This window comes from Krasilnikovia sp. M28-CT-15 (assembly GCF_047159595.1).
GTDB lineage: Bacteria > Actinomycetota > Actinomycetes > Mycobacteriales > Micromonosporaceae > Actinoplanes.
Genome location: NZ_BAAGAK010000001.1, coordinates 1,651,058 through 1,668,915, shown reverse-complemented (window position 1 = coordinate 1,668,915; position 17,858 = coordinate 1,651,058). Strand labels below are relative to the sequence as shown.

14 protein-coding genes are annotated in these 17,858 nt (G+C 71.2%); 8 read left to right on the top strand and 6 right to left on the bottom strand.

The window, feature by feature from the left end; all coding sequences use genetic code 11:
* Positions 1–493 precede the first annotated feature (493 nt).
* The 4 genes from ACMCNO_RS08015 to ACMCNO_RS08000 form a co-directional block, all read right to left on the bottom strand.
* The gene (locus tag ACMCNO_RS08015) at positions 494–1,054 is read right to left on the bottom strand and encodes a PadR family transcriptional regulator (protein ID WP_412748764.1); all 561 of its coding nucleotides are present in this window, start codon (positions 1,052–1,054) and stop codon (positions 494–496) included.
* 40 nt (positions 1,055–1,094) lie between these two features.
* On the bottom strand, positions 1,095–1,910 hold the full coding sequence (locus ACMCNO_RS08010; protein ID WP_412748763.1) for a crotonase/enoyl-CoA hydratase family protein: 816 nt from the start codon (positions 1,908–1,910) through the stop codon (positions 1,095–1,097).
* A gap of 61 nt (positions 1,911–1,971) precedes the next feature.
* Positions 1,972–4,017, bottom strand: a complete 2,046-nt coding sequence (locus ACMCNO_RS08005) for an FAD-dependent oxidoreductase (RefSeq protein ID WP_412748762.1) — start codon at positions 4,015–4,017, stop codon at positions 1,972–1,974.
* A 40-nt stretch (positions 4,018–4,057) separates the two neighbouring features.
* On the bottom strand, positions 4,058–5,497 hold the full coding sequence (locus ACMCNO_RS08000; RefSeq protein ID WP_412748761.1) for an amidase: 1,440 nt from the start codon (positions 5,495–5,497) through the stop codon (positions 4,058–4,060).
* A 110-nt stretch (positions 5,498–5,607) separates the two neighbouring features.
* On the opposite strand from ACMCNO_RS08000, the gene ACMCNO_RS07995 reads away from it, so the two are divergent.
* Together ACMCNO_RS07995 and fxsT (ACMCNO_RS07990) are read left to right on the top strand one after the other, a co-directional pair.
* The gene (locus tag ACMCNO_RS07995; RefSeq protein ID WP_412748760.1) at positions 5,608–6,630 is read left to right on the top strand and encodes a helix-turn-helix transcriptional regulator; all 1,023 of its coding nucleotides are present in this window, start codon (positions 5,608–5,610) and stop codon (positions 6,628–6,630) included.
* 394 nt (positions 6,631–7,024) lie between these two features.
* A complete protein-coding gene (gene fxsT, locus ACMCNO_RS07990) occupies positions 7,025–9,577 on the top strand; it encodes an FxSxx-COOH system tetratricopeptide repeat protein (RefSeq protein WP_412748759.1) in 2,553 nt (850 codons plus the stop codon).
* Positions 9,578–9,606: 29 nt separating this feature from the next.
* Here fxsT (ACMCNO_RS07990) and ACMCNO_RS07985 read toward each other — a convergent pair whose 3' ends face one another.
* On the bottom strand, positions 9,607–9,786 hold the full coding sequence (locus tag ACMCNO_RS07985; protein WP_412748758.1) for a hypothetical protein: 180 nt from the start codon (positions 9,784–9,786) through the stop codon (positions 9,607–9,609).
* A gap of 226 nt (positions 9,787–10,012) precedes the next feature.
* Here ACMCNO_RS07985 and fxsT (ACMCNO_RS07980) point away from each other — a divergent pair, with 226 nt between their 5' ends.
* The 6 genes from fxsT (ACMCNO_RS07980) to ACMCNO_RS07955 all read left to right on the top strand — a co-directional run bounded on the left by fxsT (ACMCNO_RS07980) (position 10,013) and on the right by ACMCNO_RS07955 (position 17,493).
* Positions 10,013–12,847: an FxSxx-COOH system tetratricopeptide repeat protein gene (gene fxsT / locus ACMCNO_RS07980; protein ID WP_412748757.1), complete on the top strand. Its 2,835-nt coding sequence runs from the start codon at positions 10,013–10,015 to the stop codon at positions 12,845–12,847.
* Between the two features lie 71 nt (positions 12,848–12,918).
* Positions 12,919–14,220 (top strand): FxsB family cyclophane-forming radical SAM/SPASM peptide maturase, encoded by a 1,302-nt coding sequence (locus ACMCNO_RS07975; protein ID WP_412748756.1) that lies wholly within the window; start codon positions 12,919–12,921, stop codon positions 14,218–14,220.
* Positions 14,217–15,524 carry an HEXXH motif domain-containing protein gene (locus ACMCNO_RS07970; protein ID WP_412748755.1) on the top strand — a complete coding sequence of 436 codons (1,308 nt, stop codon included), beginning with the start codon at positions 14,217–14,219 and terminating at the stop codon, positions 15,522–15,524. Before ACMCNO_RS07975 ends, ACMCNO_RS07970 begins: the two co-directional genes overlap by 4 nt.
* Before the next feature lie 71 nt (positions 15,525–15,595).
* The gene (gene fxsA / locus ACMCNO_RS07965; protein WP_412748754.1) at positions 15,596–15,781 is read left to right on the top strand and encodes an FxSxx-COOH cyclophane-containing RiPP peptide; all 186 of its coding nucleotides are present in this window, start codon (positions 15,596–15,598) and stop codon (positions 15,779–15,781) included.
* 241 nt (positions 15,782–16,022) lie between these two features.
* Entirely contained in the window at positions 16,023–16,208 is a 186-nt protein-coding gene (locus tag ACMCNO_RS07960) for a hypothetical protein (protein ID WP_412748753.1), read from the top strand.
* A gap of 211 nt (positions 16,209–16,419) precedes the next feature.
* Positions 16,420–17,493: a methyl-accepting chemotaxis protein gene (locus ACMCNO_RS07955; RefSeq protein WP_412748752.1), complete on the top strand. Its 1,074-nt coding sequence runs from the start codon at positions 16,420–16,422 to the stop codon at positions 17,491–17,493.
* Between the two features lie 65 nt (positions 17,494–17,558).
* Here the strand turns inward: ACMCNO_RS07955 and ACMCNO_RS07950 are convergent, their stop codons facing one another.
* Complete coding sequence (locus ACMCNO_RS07950) at positions 17,559–17,768, bottom strand: hypothetical protein (RefSeq protein ID WP_412748751.1); 210 nt, start codon at positions 17,766–17,768, stop codon at positions 17,559–17,561.
* Positions 17,769–17,858 lie beyond the last annotated feature (90 nt).

Genomic DNA, 17,858 nt, shown 5'->3' with positions numbered 1-17,858 from the left:
CTGTCAACCCTCGAGGGCTGCGGATCTCCACGTCATTGCTACCCGTGGTCGTGAGTGATCGCATGATTCCCTTGGCTGTGCGGCGAATCTGAACGTGCTCGATGAGCGAGCCGACAGCCCGCAGGAGCCCGACCACTGCCCCCATGAGGTACATCCATTCCGTCATGGCTCCTCCGATCCGGAACCGAGGCGGACGACCCGGTTCGTGCAGGAGAAGACCCGAGCGATGGTCGGCGTCCAAAATGATGCGTGGGAATCGCTGTGACGACCATCACCCAGATGCATGAGAGTGGATGAGATGATCATCCGAACCGGATAGTTCGGGTCGCGCCCAAGATGTTCGCTATCCGTAGGACGAACCGTACGGAGGCATGACTCGGTGGCCAAGCCATGGTCGCTTCACGATTCGGCCGGTCTGTCCCCGGCCGCACTGGCGATGGGTGCGCTGCGGTCCTGATCCACCCGGCGGCGAACACCATCGCCAGCAGAGCGTCTACCCGCCCGGATGGCGCCGGGCGAGGACGTCGAGCGCCCGTTGCCCCCAGGCGATGTTCTCCTTCTCGAACGCGATCCCGCGGTGCAGGGTCAGATACGGCCCGATCCTGCTGCCGGTGGCGATGAACTCATCGTCGGTGCGATCACCGAGGATCTCGGCGAGGGTACGTTCGTATCCCGCCAGCCGGTTCCGGCTCGCTTCGATGCTGGACTGAATCGATGCCTTCAGGCTGGGGACGTCGGCGTGGGCGAGCGCCTCCACCTGGATGAGAAGCTCGTCGCGGATGGTGGTCGGCTTCGGGTCGCGGCGGGTGAAGTCCCGCAGCGCGGCCCGCCCGGCGTCGGTGACGGAGTAGAGGCGCTTGTCGGGCCGCGTGGACTGCTTGACGAGACGCGCCGACAGCAGCCCGTCCGCTTCCAGTCTTTCGAGTTCCCGGTAGAGCTGCTGCGGAGTCGTGGTCCAGAAGTTGGCTACCGAGCCGCGGAACCTCTTGGCGAGGTCGTACCCGGACGACTCGTGGTCGATCAGGGCCGCAAGTAATGCATTCCGCAGTGCCACGATCACATCCTACGGGCGGGTACCGGCCCGGCAGGTCGCCTCATCGGGTGCGCGGCTGGAACGCGGGTGCGCCTTTCCCGGCGGCGGCCTTGCGGGCGATGCCGGTGTTCGGCAGGCGCAGCAGCCTGAGTTGTTCGCGTCGTTCCCGGGCGAAGGTGCGGCGGGCGCTGCTGGTGAGCGCGCCGTTGAGCAACCGCTTGGCGGCCGCGATCGCGTCGGGCGACTTGGTCCGCAGCCGGTCGGCGAAGTCCACCGCGGCCTGCACGGGGTCGGGGTGGATCTCGGTGACCAGACCGAGGCGCTGCGCTTCGGTGCCGTCGATCTCCTCGGCGGTCATGGTGAGCCGTTTGGCGACATCGACGCCGACGACCTCGGTCAGGCTGCGGATGCCGCTCATGTCGGGGATGATGCCCCACTTGCCTTCCAGCACCGACCACGCCGAGTCTGGGGTCGCGAACCGCAGGTCCGCACTCAGCGCGATCTGCAGGCCGCCGCCGTAGCAGTGGCCGTGCACCGCCGCGATGACCGGCACCGGGATGCGCCGCCACGCCCAGCACGCTTCCTGGAACCGGTTCGTTCCGCGCCAGGGCGCGGGAAGGAACGATCGGACGATGCGACCGGGCGTACGCAACACCGTCGCGAAGTCCAGGCCCGAGCAGAACGACGCGCCTTCACCGGCGATGACGACGGCGCGCAGGGTCCGGTCGTGACGCAACCAGCGCGCCGTACGGATCAGATCGTCCAGGGTGTCGAGGGTGAGCGCGTTGAGCTTGTCGGGCCGGTCGAGGCGGACCTGCGCGATGCCGTCCTCCACGCGCGTGGTCACGAACGTCGTGCGGGGTGCGGTGCGTTCCATGTCGGGCTCCACGATTGACGGACGGGCTCGATTGACGGACGGGCTCGATTGACAGACGGGCTCAGAGCCGCGCGGCGAGTTCGGTGGCCTGCTTGATCGCGCGTTTGGCGTCGAGTTCGGCGGCGACGTCGGCGCCGCCGATGACGTGCACCCGGGCACCGCGTTCCTGCAGCGGAGCGACCAGGTCACGGACGGAGGTCTGCCCGGCACAGAGCAGCACGGTGTCCACGGGCAGGACGCGGGTCTCGCGGGGGGACTTGGCGTCGCGCGGATCGGCGGGGGTGGAGATGTGCAGCCCCTCGTCGTCGATGCGGACGTACTCCACCGCGCGCAGCATCGTGACCCCGGAGTCCTGCAGCGTGGTGCGGTGCACCCAGCCGGTGGTCTTGCCCAGGCCCTTGCCGAGCGCGGACGCCTTGCGCTGCAACAGGTACACCTGCCGGCGCGGGGTGGCGGTCACCTTCTCGGTCAGGCCGCCGCGGGCGTTCTCCGGGTCGGTGACGCCCCACCGGCGCAGCCAGTGGTCGAGTGGCTCGTTCGGCTCGTGGAGCAGGAACTCGCCGATGTCGAAGCCGATGCCACCGGCGCCGATGATCGCCACCCGGTCACCGACGGCGGCACCCTCGCCGACGACCTGCTGGTAGGTCAGGACCTTCGGATGGTCGACGCCCGGGATGTCGGGCACCCGCGGCCGCACGCCGGTGGCGATGACGACCTCGTCGAATCCGGCCAGGTCGTCCACGGTGGGGCGCACACCCAGGCGCAGGGTGACCCCGCGCACGTCGATCATGTGGCGGTAGTAGTCGAGCGTGCGGGCGAACTCCTCCTTGCCGGGAATCCGCGCGGCCAGCCGGAACTGGCCTCCGATCGTGTCGGCGGCCTCGAACAGTTCCACCCGGTGACCGCGACCCGCCAGCTCGATCGCGGCGGCGAGACCGGCCGGTCCGGCACCGACCACCGCGATGCTCTTCACCGTACGGGTGGGCAACAGCACCAGCTCGGTCTCGTACCCGGAGCGCGGGTTCAGCAGGCACGTGGCGCGCTGGTTGCGGAACGTGTGATCCAGGCACGCCTGGTTGCAGGCGATGCAGGTGATGATCTCGCGTTCGCGTCGCTGCGCGGTCTTGGTGACCCAGTCGGCGTCGGCCAGCAGCGGGCGGGCCATCGACACGAGGTCGGCCTCGCCGGAGGCGAGGATGTGCTCGGCGGTCTCGGGCCGGTTGATGCGGTTGGACGCCACGACCGGGATCGAGACCTCCTGCCGGACCTTGCCGGTCACCCAGGCGAAGGCTCCGTTGGGTACGGAGGTCACGATGGTCGGCACCCGCGCCTCGTGCCAGCCGATCCCCGTGTTCAGGATGGACACTCCCGCGGCCTCGAGGCCCCGCGCGAGTTCGACGGTCTCCTCCCACGACTGCGCGTTGTCGACCAGGTCGAGCAGGCTGATCCGGTACTGCACGATGAAGTCGTCGCCGACCAGGTCCCGGGTGCGCCGGACGATCTCGAGGGGGAACCGCATCCGCTTCTGCGCCGAGCCGCCCCACGCGTCGGTGCGGTCGTTCGTGCGGGCGGCGAGGAACTGATTGATCAGATACCCCTCGGAGCCCATGATCTCGACGCCGTCGTATCCGGCGCGCCGGGCCAGCTGCGCGGCCCGGGCGAACGCGGTCGCCGTACGGTCGACCTGCCGGGTGGTCATGGCCCGCGGCCGGAACGGCGTGATCGGCGATTTCCGGCTCGACGCGCCCAGGCTGAACGGGTGGTACGAGTACCGCCCCGCGTGCAGCAGCTGCAGCAGGATCTTCCCGTCGTGCTCGTGCACCGCGTCGGTGACGACGCGGTGGGCGCCGGCGTGACGGTCCCGGGTCATCTGGCTGCCGAACGGCGCCAGCCAGCCCCGCCACGTCGGCGCATAGCCGCCGGTCACCATGAGGGCGACGCCGCCGCGGGCGCGTTCGGCGAAGAACGCGGCCAGTTTCGGCAGGTCCCGGGCCCGGTCCTCCAGCTTGGTGTGCATCGAGCCCATCACCACCCGGTTGCGCAGCACCGTGTGGCCGAGATCCAACGGGCTCAGCAGCGTCGGATACCGGTTCGCGCCCTCGTCCATGACGGGGACCATACAACGAATTGCATAGTAAATAAAGTGACTATGCGACCGGGACATCCGGGCACGAATCACCGACGAACCCGGGCGGCGTCCGGTCCCGCCAGGGCATCGCCTCCTCGAGGCGGGCGGCGACCCGGATCAGCCGGTCTTCCCGGCCGTACCCGGCGACCAGCTGCACCCCGATGGGCAGTTGCTCCGCGCTGTGGCCGAGCGGCAGACTCACCGCGGGTTGACCGGTGACGTTGAACAGCGAGGTGAACGGCCCGTACGCGAACAGCGTGTCCAGCCAGCCCGCGGCGGTGTGCTCCGGGTCGTCGTACCGCAACGTGCCGTGCGGCGCGGGCAGTTGCGCCAGCGTCGGCGTGACCAGCAGGTCGTACCCGGTGAAGAACGCGCCGACCGACCGGCTCACCCGGTTCTGCGCGTCCAACCGGGCCAACAGGCCCAGGGCACTCAGGTCGCGCAGCTCCGCAAGGGCCCGCCGGGACACCGCCTCCAGCAGCTCCGGCGCCGGTGGCCGCGGACCCAGCAGGAACGTGGCGGCGATGGCCATCATCTCCGCGCGGACCGCCAGTACGGCGGCGTCCCAGTCGACCACCGGGCTGGCGTCGACCACGTCGTGTCCCATTCCCTCCAGCACCCGCGCCACCCGCTCGGCCGCTGCGGCCACCTGCGGGTCCACCGGCACCCCGGACCACGCCGTCGTGGTGACCGCGACCCGCAGCCGCCCCGGGTCGGCCGTGAGTTCCTCGGCGTAGCGGCGCCGTGGCGGCGGCGCGGTGTACTTGTCGCCGACGCCCGGCCCGTGCACCGCGTCGAGCAGGTGCGCGGTGTCCCGGACGCTGCGGGTCAGCGCGAACTCGGATGCCATCCCGAACATCGGTTCACCCAGGTCGGGGCCGCACGAGATCCGGCCGCGGCCCGGCATGAAACCGACCAGCCCGCAACACGAGGCCGGGACCCGGATGGAGCCCGCCCCGTCGTTGGCGTGCGCGACGGGTACGGCCCCCGCCGCCACGAGCGCAGCGGCGCCGCCACTGGAGCCACCCACGCCCCGGTCCAGTGCCCACGGATTGCGGGTCGTGCCGTACCGGACGGACTCGGTGGCGAAGTTGAGCAACATCTCCGGCACCGTGGTGACGCCGAGGGTGGCCAGACCGGCGGCCCGGAACCGGCGCATCAGCTCGCTGTCGTGCGGGGCCACCGCGCCGCGCAGGCTGCGACTGCCCATCGCGAACGGCACCCCTGCCGCCATCGGCCCGCCGTCCTTGAGCAGGAACGGCACACCGGCGAACACCCCGTCCGGAGCGTGCGCCAGCGCGGCGTCGAACAGCGGCAACGCCAGAGCGTTCAGCTCCTTGTTCGCGACCTCCAGGGCCTGCCGGGCGGCGTCCTCCACCTCGGCCGCCGTCACCTCACCGGCGGCCATCAGCTCGCGCAGTCCGACCGCGTCGTACCGGGCGTACTCGTGGATGTGCATCGAATTGCTTCCCCTCGATCATGTGCAGGTCCGCGACCGAGTCTGCGGCGAGGCGGCGGCACCGGGATATCCCGAGACATGGGGATGGCGCGGCCCCATACTCTCGGGATGTGAAGACCTCGGTGGAGTCCGTCATCCGCGCCCTGGCCACGTCACCGCCGGCCACCGTCGCCGAGTTCGGGGCCGGGCTCGCGCACCAGGTCGGGCGCCTGCTGCCGCACGACGGCTACCAGGTGCGCGGCCTGGACCCCTGCACCGGAGTCGGCTGCCTCGTCGTCGCGGAGGGCGGCTACGGCCCCGCCAGCTACCGACGGCTCGACCTCAACGAGTACGGCGGCCAGGACCTGCACAGCCTGGCCAGCCTCGTCGGCGGCGACCGGCGCGTCGGGGTGCTGGGCACCGGCGCACTCGAGGAACGCCGCAGCGAGCGGCTGCACGACATCATGGCCGCCGAGGGGTTCGGCAGTGAGATGCGGGTCGCGCTCACCCATGCCGGGGTCACCTGGGGCACCCTCACGCTGCTGCGGGGCCGCGACTGCCGGGCGTTCTCCGCCGCCGAGGCCGAAGCCGCCGAGCGACTGGCCACGCCGCTGGCCGTCGCGCTGAAACGGTTCGTGGCCCGGCAGCGGCCCCGCCCGCTGCGCGACCACCCCGCTCCGGCCGTGATCGTGATCGAGGAGGACGACACCGTCCGGGCCACCGCCGCCACCGGCCGGGCCTGGCTCAGCCGGCTCCTGCCGCAGCCCGACGCGGACGACGACGCCGTGTTCGGCAACCTGTGGAGCCTCGCGTACGCCGCCCGGCGCAACGGCGGCGAAGCGCTCACCCACATCCCGCTCGGCGGTGCGTGGCTGGCCATGCGGGCCCAGAGCCTCGACGGCGCGAAGCCCGGCGCGGTGGTCGTCACGATCCAGCCCGCACCGGGCGACACGCTGCTGCCCACGCTCGCCGCCTGGTACGACATCACCCCGGGTGAACGGAAGGTCCTCGACCACGCCCGGCTCGGCCTGCCCGGCAAGCAGATCGCGACGCGCCTGGGCCTGTCGCCGCACACCGTCAACGACCACCTGAAGGCGGTCTACCGCAAGACCGGTGTCTCGTCGCGGGACGAGCTGTTCGCCGCCCTGCCCTAGGCACGATGCTGACCTGCATCCCGTGCGGACGGCCGTTACTTGCCAGGAATTTACAAAGACTGACAACACTCATCCGTTCCGGTGGTACTCGGCGGCTGGCCCGCGACGATTTGCTGGGTACTGGCGGCTGTCCACAGCGGCACGCCCCCGGACATTCATCGGGAGATCGACAGCGCAGAGGATCTTGTCAAGCCGGTCCGGTGAGGAGGATCTTGCGTGGCGCCTGGGCGTATCCTCCCCGCTCGCCTGACAAGCGGCGGTATCGCCGGAGAAGTCAGGCCCGAATGCTACGATTCTGCTGTTTTGCGTCCGTCGGAAGATGGCCGGAAGGAGGGTGTCTCGTCACATCGCGGGCGCCCGTGTCCGGCCCCAACGCTTAGGAAGCGGGATCCCGGTGACTGACCCGCGGGTAGCGGTGCCGCAGGCGGACAACCGATCAACGGCGGGACAGCCTGATCCACTGCGGATCTGGGACGGCGTCCCGTTGCGGAACCCGGCTTTCACCGGCCGCGAGACGATGCTGCTCACCCTCCAACGCGCGCTCGACCGACGATCCAAGGCGTCCGTCCTTCCGCACGCCCTGCACGGGCTGGGCGGCGTCGGCAAGACCCAGCTGGCGGTGGAGTTCGCCTACCGGTACGCGGACCGCTACGACGTCGTGTGGTGGATCCCGGCCGAGCACCAGACCCTGGTGCTCCAGTCGCTGCGCGACCTCGGCCGGCGGCTCGGCACCCCGGAGACCGCCAATCTCCAGCACACCGCGGGCCTGGTCCTCGAACAGCTGGCCCACTCCTCGCTGCGCTGGCTGCTGATCTACGACAACGCCAACGAGCCCGACGACGTCGCCAACCTGATCCCCGAGGGCGGCGGCCACGTCATCCTGACCTCGCGCAACCAGACCTGGTCGGAGGTCTGGGACCCCATCGAGGTCGACGTGTTCGACCGGCCGGAGAGCATCGAGCTGGTCCAGAAGCGCAGCATCGACGTCTCGACGGCCGACGCCGAACGGCTGGCGGCCCGCCTGGGCGACCTGCCACTCGCCCTGGACCAGGCCGCCTCGTGCCAGTCCGCCACCGGCATGCCCGTGGACGAATACCTGGCCGAGCTGGACGTACGGGTCCGGCAGCTGGCCCCCGGCCAGCAGGACTCGTATCGGACGACCATCGCGGCGCTGGTGAAGCTCGCCCTGGACCAGCTGCGCTCCGCTGCGCCCGCGACGGCCGAGCTGCTCGAACTGTTCGCGCGGCTGGGCGCCGAGCCGATCTCGGGCGGGCTGATGCGCCGGGGCCGCGACGCGCGCGTCTCCCCCGCGCTGAAGGCCGCCCTCAGCGACCAGATCAAGCTCGACCGCGCGATCCGCCAGCTCAGCCGGTACGGCCTGGCCCGGGTGGACGCCAACAAGCGGGTGCAGGTGCACCGGCTGTTCCAGCTGGTCCTGCATGACGTCCTCGACGCCGACGCGATCGAGCGCAGCCGGACGAACGTCCATCGCATGCTCGCCTCCGCCAACCCGGCCTATCCCGAGGTGGAGGAGTTCTGGCCGGTGCACGCCGAGATCGGCCCGCACATCGGCCCGGCCGACCTGGTCGACTCCGAGCTGATCGACGCCCGCCGGGTCGTCCTCGACCAGGCCCGCTACCTGCAGCAGATCGGCGACCTGGAGGGTGCCCGCCGGCTGGGTGAGACAGCCGTCGGCACCTGGTCGAAGGCCGAGGGCACGGCGGACCTCGGCCCGGACGGCGAGCTGACGCTGCGCGCAAGCCGCAACCTCGCCGCCGTCCTGCGGCTGCTCGGCTTCAACGAGCGGGCCCGCACGCTCATCGAGGACGCCTTCGACCGGCTGAAGAACAGCGCGGAGTTCGGGCCCGACCACGAGTACACCCTCGACGCCGCCACCGAGCTGGCCCCGAACCGGCGGGTCGCGGGTGAGTTCCGCGAGGCGCTGGAGTCGGACCAGGACACGGTTGCCCGGTACCGCCGCCTGTTCGGCCCCGAGGATCCGGCGACGCTGGCCGCGGAGGGCAATCTCGCGGTCAACCTGCGGATGCTCAGCGACTTCCCCGGCGCATACCGGATCGACTCCGACGCGGTCGACGCCTGGCAACGCAACGTCAGCGAGAACGACCTGCGCCTGCTGTTCGCCCAGGTGAACCTGGCCCGTGACCTCTACGGCCTGGGCCGGTACGCGGAGGCGCTGGTCCTGCAGCAGCGCGTACTCTCGCCGTTCCGGGAGCAGCTGGGCCCCCGGCATCCGTGGGTCCTGCTGGCCGGCCGGACGATGGCCGTGACGCTGCGCAAGGTCGGCCGGTACACGGAGGCGCTCGCCGCCGCCGAGGAGCACTACCTGGACACGATCAACCGGTACGGCCAGGAACACGAGCACCTGCTGGCGGCCGCGATGACGCTCGCGAACAGCCTGCGGGTCACGGGCGACCTGACCCGCGCCCGCGGGCTGGCGGCCGAGGCGGTCGACCGGTACCTGCGCGTGTTCGGCGACGACCATCCGCTGACGCTGGCGGCGACCTCGAACTACGCGATCGTGTTGCGCGGCGCGGGCGAGCACGACCGGGCCCGGACGCTGGACGAGCGCACCTACGCACGGATGCGTACCGTCCTGGGTGACACCCACGGCTACACCCTGTGTGTGATCAGCGGTCTGGCGAACGACTACGCCGCCACCGCCGACCCGCCCGGCGCCCGGCGCTGGTCGGACACGGCACTCACGACGTCCCGGACCTCGCGCGGCGAGCGGCATCCGTACACATTGGCCTGCGAGGTCAACGCCGCGCTGAGCATGATGGCGGACGGGGACGACGCCGCCGGGCGGGCGCTGCTCGACCGGGCGGTGGCCGGCCTCGCCGAGGTCCTCGGCGTCGATCACCCCGAAACCGTGGCGGCCCGGGAGCAACGGCGCGCCGAATGTGACCTCGAGCCACCGCCGACGTAGTCAGCCGGACCGCCCGCGGCCGGGCCCCGTCACGCCCCGGCCTCCGTGCCGTCGGATCCGCCCGCCCGGGCGCTGCGGATCGTCTGGCACGCGACGGCCAGGTCGACGATCGCCGTCACCGCGGCCGGGTCGACCCTCCCCACGAAGATCAGCAGGATCGCGGTGACCAGCACCGCGATGAAAGCCCACTCGTCCCCACGGAAATGCATTCTGGGTTTCTCCCTCCACACTGGAACCGTTGATTTCATGGTGGAGGCCCTGGAACGCCCGAGATCATTTTCTGCCGTCCGTTGCCAAAGGTTTACGAGTGGTTACTTCAGGCAGGCCGGTATGGAATGCTGTCCATGACACAAATTGACGCTAGTTGGCGGTCAGCGGAGGGGGGCCCGGCCGCCCACCTGGGCACAGGCCGGTCTGGATCAGGGAGTGTGGCGGGTGCCGCATGGGGAGCTCCAGGCGGAACTGGAACTGCTCTACCGAGCCGCCGGACGACCGCCGTATCGCCGGGTCAGCGCCGAGATCCGCCGCCAGAACCACATGCCCGACACGGTCAGCCACGAGACCGTCGGCTCCATCCTGCGCGGTGACGTCCGGGTCCGCTGGTCCAAGCTGGAGTCCGTGGTCCGCCAGCTCGCCATCATGGCAGTGCACCGCCCGGACCAGGAAGAAGAGGTACGCAGGTTCCACGCGCTGTGGCTGGCCATGGTGGACAGTCAGCGGCCGGACCACCCGCCGACGCCGAAACCGGTGGATGAGTTCGCGCCACCCGACATCGGGACGCTGAGCGCCCCCGCGCTGCCCGACGGGCTCCCACCCGGCATCACACCGCAGCGCAACCACGCCTTCACCGGCCGGCGCGATCTGCTCCACCAGATCTCCGGCCGGCTGGCCGAGGAGCCCTGGCAACCGCTGATCCTGCACGGCCTCGCCGGGGTGGGAAAGTCGCAACTCGCGGTGGAATACCTGCACCGCAACGCCCAGCGGTACGACATCGTGTGGTGGATCACCGCCGAGGACCCGTCGCGGGCCACGGCGGCGCTGGCCACGCTGGGCGAGCGCCGGGAGTGGCCAGCCAGTTACGACATGGCGCAGACCGCCCGTACCGTGCTGGCAAGGCTGGAAAGCGGCGCCGGCCGGTGGCTGATCGTCTACGACAACGCCAACTCCCCCGACGAGATCGTCCCGCTGCTCCCCCAGGCCGGCGGCCATCTCATCGTGACCACCCGCGACGCCGCCTGGCTGAGCCAGGGGCGGGCGTTGGAGGTCGACGTGTTCACCCGCCCGGAGAGCATCGACCTGCTGTGTGCCCGCGGGCACCAGATCATGCGGGAGGAAGCGGACCAGCTGGCCGCCCGGCTCGGCGACCTGCCGCTGGCCCTGGAGCAGGTGGCCGCCATGCAGTCGGCGACGCGCACGCCCGTGGCGGACTACCTGCAGCAGCTGGACGAGCGGGAGGCCGCGCTGCGCCTGCTGATGTCCACCGCCCCGGGCGACTACCGGATCCCGGTCGCCACCGCGGTCACGGTCGCCGCGGAGCGGATCCGCAAGGAGTCCACCAGCACGGCGCAGTTGCTGGAGCTGATCTCGTGTCTCGGCGCCGAGCCGATCTCGCTGACCCTGCTGCGCAGCGGCAGCCAGCCGATCCCGCCGCCGCTGGGGCGCCTGCTGGAGCTGCCGGACGCCCTGGAGCAGGCGGTCTGGCGGCTGCGCCGGTACGGCCTGGTGAAGGTCGTCGACGATGGACAGGCGCTCCAGGTGCACCGGCTGGTGCAGGCCATCGTCCGCGACGCGTTGCCCGCCGACGCGCGGGCGCAGGCGTACACCAACGCCCGCCGGCTGCTGGCGGCCGCGAATCCCGGCAACCCCACCGCACCCCTGACCTGGGACATGTACGGGCGGATCGGCCCCCACCTGCGCCCGGCCGGGATGGTCGACGCCACCGATCCCGACGCCCGCCAGACGCTGATCGACCAGGCCACGTACCTGTCCGAAATCGGCGACTTCGAGGGCAGCCGCCGGCTCAGCAAGGACGCGCTGGACCAGTGGACGCGCCACGGCGCCGCCGACGACGAACAGGCGCTGGCCTCCCTGCAGCGCCTGGCCGCCGCGCTGAAGGACCTGGGCCGCTACGGCGAGGCGTACCGGCTGGCCGACGAGGGCTGGCGGCGGCTCGTCGAGCACCCCGCGTACGGCGTCCACCACCCCACCACCCTGAAGCTCTCCGACCTGCTGGCCGTGCTGGACCGGGTCTTCGGCCGCTATGCGGACGCCCTGCGCCGGGACCGGCAGATCGTGGAGGCGTACCAGCGGATCCGGGGCGACAGCCACACCGCCACCCTGCAGGCCCGCAACAACCTGGCGGTCAGCCTCCGGGTGGTGGGCGACTTCCGGGCCGCCCACGACATCGACACCGAGCTGGCCGGTCTGCGGCGCATCGCGGTCGGGCCCGATCATCAGCGGACCCTGCTGTCCGTGTCCAACCTGGCCCGCGACCTGTACGGACTGGGCGACTACGCGGCGTCACTGGACCTGCAGCAGTCGATCTGGCCGACCTACCAGAGCCGCCTCGTGCGGCGGCATCCACATCTGCTGGCCGCCACGCGCACCATCGTGCAGGGTCTGCGCAAGACCGGACGGCTGGCGGAGGCGCTCGACAAGGGACGCCAGCTGTATCTGCACTGCCAGGAGTCGCTCGGGACCGAGCACGAGCTGACCCTGGCCGCCAAGGTGACGTACGCCAATGCCCTGTGCGCGAACGGCGAGGTGTACAAGGCGTCCAGCTTCGTCAGCGAGGCGGTCGACCGCTATCGCCGTACGTTCGGGGACCGCAACCCGCTCACCTTGGCTGCCGCGACGAACCAGGCGATCATTCTGCGGGCCCTCGGCGAACGCCGCCAGGCACGCCAGATCGGCGAGGTCAGTTGTCAGGCCCTGCGCGACGTCGTCGGTCCCGACCATCCCTACACCATCGCCGCGACGGTCGGCGTGGCCAACGATCTGGTGCTGGCCCGGGAGGAGGACATCGCCCGGCGCCGGCTGGCCGGGGCGCTGGAGGACGCGAAGCGGATCCTCGGTGAGCAGCATCCGGACACCCTGATCTGCGCGACCAACCTCGGCATCCTCATGTCGCGCGACTCGCCGGAGTCGCGGGGCCTGCTGGACAAGAGCATCGATCAGCTGCGTCGCGCGTTAGGCACAGGGCACCCGGTGGTCACGGCCGCGGTGGCGGGGAAGCCGACCGAATGCGACATCGAGCCCCCGCCGGTCTAGGGCCCTACCTGTAGGAGAATTCAGCCCATGCTGGTCCGCTGTTGCGCATCGTCGGCGCCGGGGATCTGACCGTGTCGACCGGACAGGCCATCGGCATGCCCTCGAGGCGCGACCCGCGTCAGTCCGCCGACGCGGCGCTCCGGCCCGGCCCTGGCGGGCCGGAGCGCGGCGTGGCGCCGTGGCCTGACGAGTTGCTCGACGTCGAAGCCCTGCACACCGACGGCTGGCGGCCCACCCCGTTCCGGGACGTGGTGCTCAAGGTGCACCAACGCTGCAATCTGGCCTGTGACTACTGCTACGTCTACGAGATGGCCGACCAGAGCTGGCGGGCGCGGCCACGGGCGATGGACGCCGAGACGTGGCGGGCGGCCGCCGCCCGGATGGCCGAGCACGCCCGCACGCACGGCCTGGGCGCCATGCGGCTGATCCTGCACGGCGGCGAGCCGCTGCTGGCCGGGGCGGACCGCCTGGCGGCCCTGGTCGGGGACTTCCGGGCCACCGTCGAGGGTCACTGCCGGTTGGACGTGCAGATCCAGACGAACGGGGTCCTGCTCGACGAGGGCCTGCTGAGGCGCCTGCGGGACAACGGGGTCACGGTCGGTGTCAGTCTGGACGGTGCCGAGGCCGACAACGACCGGCATCGGCGCATGCCGGACGGACGGGGCAGCTTCGCGGCGGTCGACCGGGCACTGCGATTGCTGAGCAGCCCCGAGCACCGCCCGGCGTTCGCCGGGATGCTGTGCACCGTGGACCCCGAGACCGATCCGCTGACCTGCTACGAGGCGCTCCTGGCGTACGCGCCTCCGACGATCGACCTGCTCCTGCCGCACGCGAACTGGTCAGAGCCGCCGGTCCGGGACCCGCAGGCCGGTCCCACCCCGCACGCCGACTGGCTGATCGCCGTATTCGACCGCTGGTACGGCGCGCCGCGTCAGGAAACGAGCATCCGGCTGTTCGAGGACGTCATCGCGCTGGCGCTGGGCGGTGCGGGCCGCTCGGAGCAGATCGGCCTGAGCCCGGTCGCGGTCGTCGTGGTCGAGAGCGACGGCGCGATCGAGCAGGCCGACTCGCTCAAGTCGGCCTACCCGGGGGCCTGCGCGACGGGGCTCACCGTCTTCGACAGCCCGTTCGACGCGGCGCTGAGCCGGCCGGGCGTCGTCGCCCGCCAGATCGGCGTCCGGGCGCTGAGCGACACCTGCCGCGCCTGCCCGGTGCACACGGTCTGCGGCGCAGGTCACTACGCGCACCGGTTCCGCGCGGGCGACGGCTTCCGCAACCCGACCGTCTACTGCGCCGACATGGTGCGCCTGATCCGGCACATCACCGCGCGTGTCGAGGCGGATCTACAGGATCGACTGAGGAGCAGGGCATGATCGCGCATCACGAGGTAACGCCCGACCGGTTCGCCGCCCTCGGTTCGGGCCTCGGTGGCGCCGCGGCGGTCGCCGACCTCGCCGCGGCGCAGCGCAGCAAGCGCCTGCTCCTGCTGCGCCACCTCAGCACGACCGGCCTCGACCGGGACGCCATCGCGGTGCTGATCGAGGCGGATCGGCGCCACCGGCAGGCCGTCACCGACCTCGTGGATGATCCGCTGGTCGGCGCGTGGCTGGCCTGGACGGTGCGACGCCACCTCGGGCACGTGGAATCCGCCGTGCCGCTGGCGGACGACGTGGCGCAGCTCGGCGCGCTTGCCGCCGCCGCCGCGCTGCGGGCGGGCGTCGACACCGAGCTGCATACCCGTACGCGGCGGGGAGCGGTCACGCTGCCGACGCTCGGCACCGCGGTGGGCTGTGGGGACGGACCGGCGGTCATCACGGTGGCGGGCGGCCGGGCGACCGTGTCGGGGCAGCGCGCCACGGTACGCGTCGCCGACGACGACCCGCGCTGGCAACCGCTGCGCCGCATCCGCGCCCACGACGGCGATCGCGTCGCCACGGTGGCGGTCGAGGACGGCAACCCGTACCGGGACTGCTATCACGCACCACCGGCGGACCGCTTCAGCGACGCCGAATTCACCGGCTGGCAGCATTTCTACGCCGAAGCGTGGGCCCTGCTGGCCGGCTGGGCGCCGGAGCGCGCGGACGAGCTGACCGCGGGTCTGCGCTCGGTGGTGCCCCTGGTCACGGACGACAGCGGGGTGGCGCGCAGCGGCACGGCCCGCGACGCGTTCGGGACGATGGGGCTGACCCGGCCCCGGTCCGCGGCCGAGCTCGCCGTGACGCTGGTGCACGAGTTTCAGCATTCGAAGCTCAGTGCGCTGCTCGACCTGGTCCCGTTGGTCGTACCCGGCGGCACCGAACGGCACTTCGCGCCGTGGCGGATCGACGCCCGGCCCACCGGCGGCCTGATCCAGGGCGTGTACGCGTTCCTCGGCGTCGCCGACACGTGGCGGGCACTGCTGGCGGCACCGGGCCTCGAGCTCGAGGCCGCCCGCGAGTTCGCCGTCGTCCGTACGCAGGTCGAGGTGGGTCTGGCAGCCCTGGAGGGGTCCGGCGAACTCACCGGGCCCGGCCACGACTTCGCCGCCCGCATGCGCTCCGCACTGGACGCTCACCTGGCCGTGCCGGTGCCCCCGTCAGCGGTCATCGCCGCCGGGGAATCCCTCGCGCGCCAGCGCCGCGCCTGGGCGGTACACAATGGCCGTGTTGTGACCTCGGACGCCCGGGCCAGGCGCTAGTATCGCGCTGAGGACGCGCCGGCGCGAGCTTTTTCTGCGCCCTCCTGGTCGGACAGGTGAAGGGCGCAGAGATGGACGACGCGGCAGCGAACACCACGGACAGCGACGTGAATCACGGCCCGCCTGATCTTGGCGCGCTGCCCCTGGACAAGGTTCTCGGCGTCGAAGACACGGTGTTGAACAACGCCCTGCGGCGCGTCCATGAGGAGCTCAGCCGACCTGGCGAGAACTACGCGGCCCACAGCACCACACCGTAGCGAGCCGGGCCGCCACCGCCCCGCATTGTCCCGACAGGCTGGGAAAGCGATATGTGTACACGTATCGTGGTGCCCAGAGCTGGCGCGGATGGTGGTCGCTCGCCCTCGGCCTCCGCCGCTCATCGCCTCTCAGCGACGGTTGCGTCGCAACCAGGCCCGGCATCGACGGAGACGACCGTCCGGCCTCGCCAACGACGGCGCAGGTGGCCGGGCCGTTCGTCACGCGCCGCAGGAGGCACGCATGGTTGAGCCGCACGTGCACACCGTGGACGAGGAGCCCGTGAGGCTCTTAGCCGACGTGAGTTCCCTTCCCCTGGAGGCGATCTTCCTGGATGACGACTCGACGCTCGGTCGCTGCGTGCGCCGGGTCGTCGAAGACCTGCAGCGGTGGGACGAGCCGTACGCCGCACACGGAAGTTCCGCGTAGGAGATCGTCCGGCCACATATCTGCTTCCGAAACGCCGATGATGATCGGTGGAGGCCAATGGGCGGCACCATTTGTCTTACCTTTCTTTCGCGCGAACCGCCTATGGTCATCCGGCCACGCTCGCGGTCTGCAATCACGCCCCGCAAATCTCAGGTCCGGCCCGGCGAGGCCGACAAAGTCTCGGGGGACAGCCAGTGGATGCGGAGTCGATATGCGCAAGTGGTGGCGAACGCGTGGCACGGGTGCACACCCTCTCGCCCAGTTCGGGGACTCGTTGTTCGAAGCGGTGGACAACGCGCCTGCCGCGCTGTTGATCGTGGACGGCTCGGGTGAGGCCCTGTATCGCAACAAGGCTGCCGTCCGGGCCATCGAGCGCATCGTCCAGACGCAGGGCCCACAGGCGTTGCAGGGACTTCGCACGATCCTGACGGACACCGTGCGGACAATCGACGAGTTCCCCTTCGTCCGGCAAAGCCAGCCCGGCGAGGCCCTCCAGGGAACCGCGAACTTCGACCGGTTCGCCGGTGGCATCCTGATGAACTACGTCGACACCACCGAGCAGTCCCGGACTCAGGCACTGGCGCAGGAGCTGGCCCAGGAACTCTCCTCAGCCAGCAGTTCGCTGGCCGAGGCCGGGGAGGAACTCGTCAGCAGCGCCCGGCACAGCTCCGAGCAGGCCGAAGGCGTCTCGCAGGGCTCCGCCGAGCTGACCGCGAGCATCAAGGAGATCTCCCGCGGCGTCACCAGCGCCTCCACCAGCACCACCGCGGCGGTGCAGGCGGCGCGCGACGCGACCCGCCGGATGGGCCAGCTGCAGGAGTCCAGCCAGCGCATCGGCAGCGTCACCAAGCTGATCACCGAGATCGCCGAACAGACCAAACTGCTGGCCCTGAACGCCACCATCGAGTCCGCCCGCGCGGGCGAGATGGGCAAGGGCTTCGCGGTCGTCGCCAACGAGGTCAAGGAACTGGCCGCCCGCACCGCCGAAGCCACCGGGCAGATCTCCGAGATCATCGAGGGCATCCAAGCGGAGAGCACCGAAGCCGCCGAGGGCATCTCCGGCATCGTCGAACTGATCGACGCGGTCGCCGAACAGCAGGGCATGATCGCCGGAGCGGTCGAGCAGCAGAGCGCGACCAGCTCCGAGATGACCGGCGGCATGCAGGCCGTCGCCGGCGCGGTGCAGACCTCGGCGGAGGCCGCCGAGACCGTCCTCGCCGCCGCCGCCAGCCTGAAGGACCAGGCCGCCCGGCTCATCACCCTCACCGCCGCCACGGAGCACTGACCCGCGACGTCAATCCCCACGGCTCTCGACACGACGCGCGTCGTGTCGAGAGCCGTTGAGCTACCTCAACACCCTCCGCCGGTGCCGTTGTTGCCGGAAATGACCGTTCCGGTGCCATCCCAGTTGCGGATCAGGTTCGGCGATTGCCCGGTAGCCGGTCGGTCGGCAACCACCGCCGACAGCCAGCGGGCCAGCCGCCGGCGCAGCGGCTCCCGGCGGCGAGGGGGCAACGGTGCCGGGATACCGGCGTCGGCTGGGCGGACGTAGTGCTCCATGAACGGATCATGGCACCGCGGGACAAGCTCCCCCTTCGTCGGCCGTTCGTCCACCCCCGCCTGCCCGGAGGTGCACCGAGGCCTGCACCT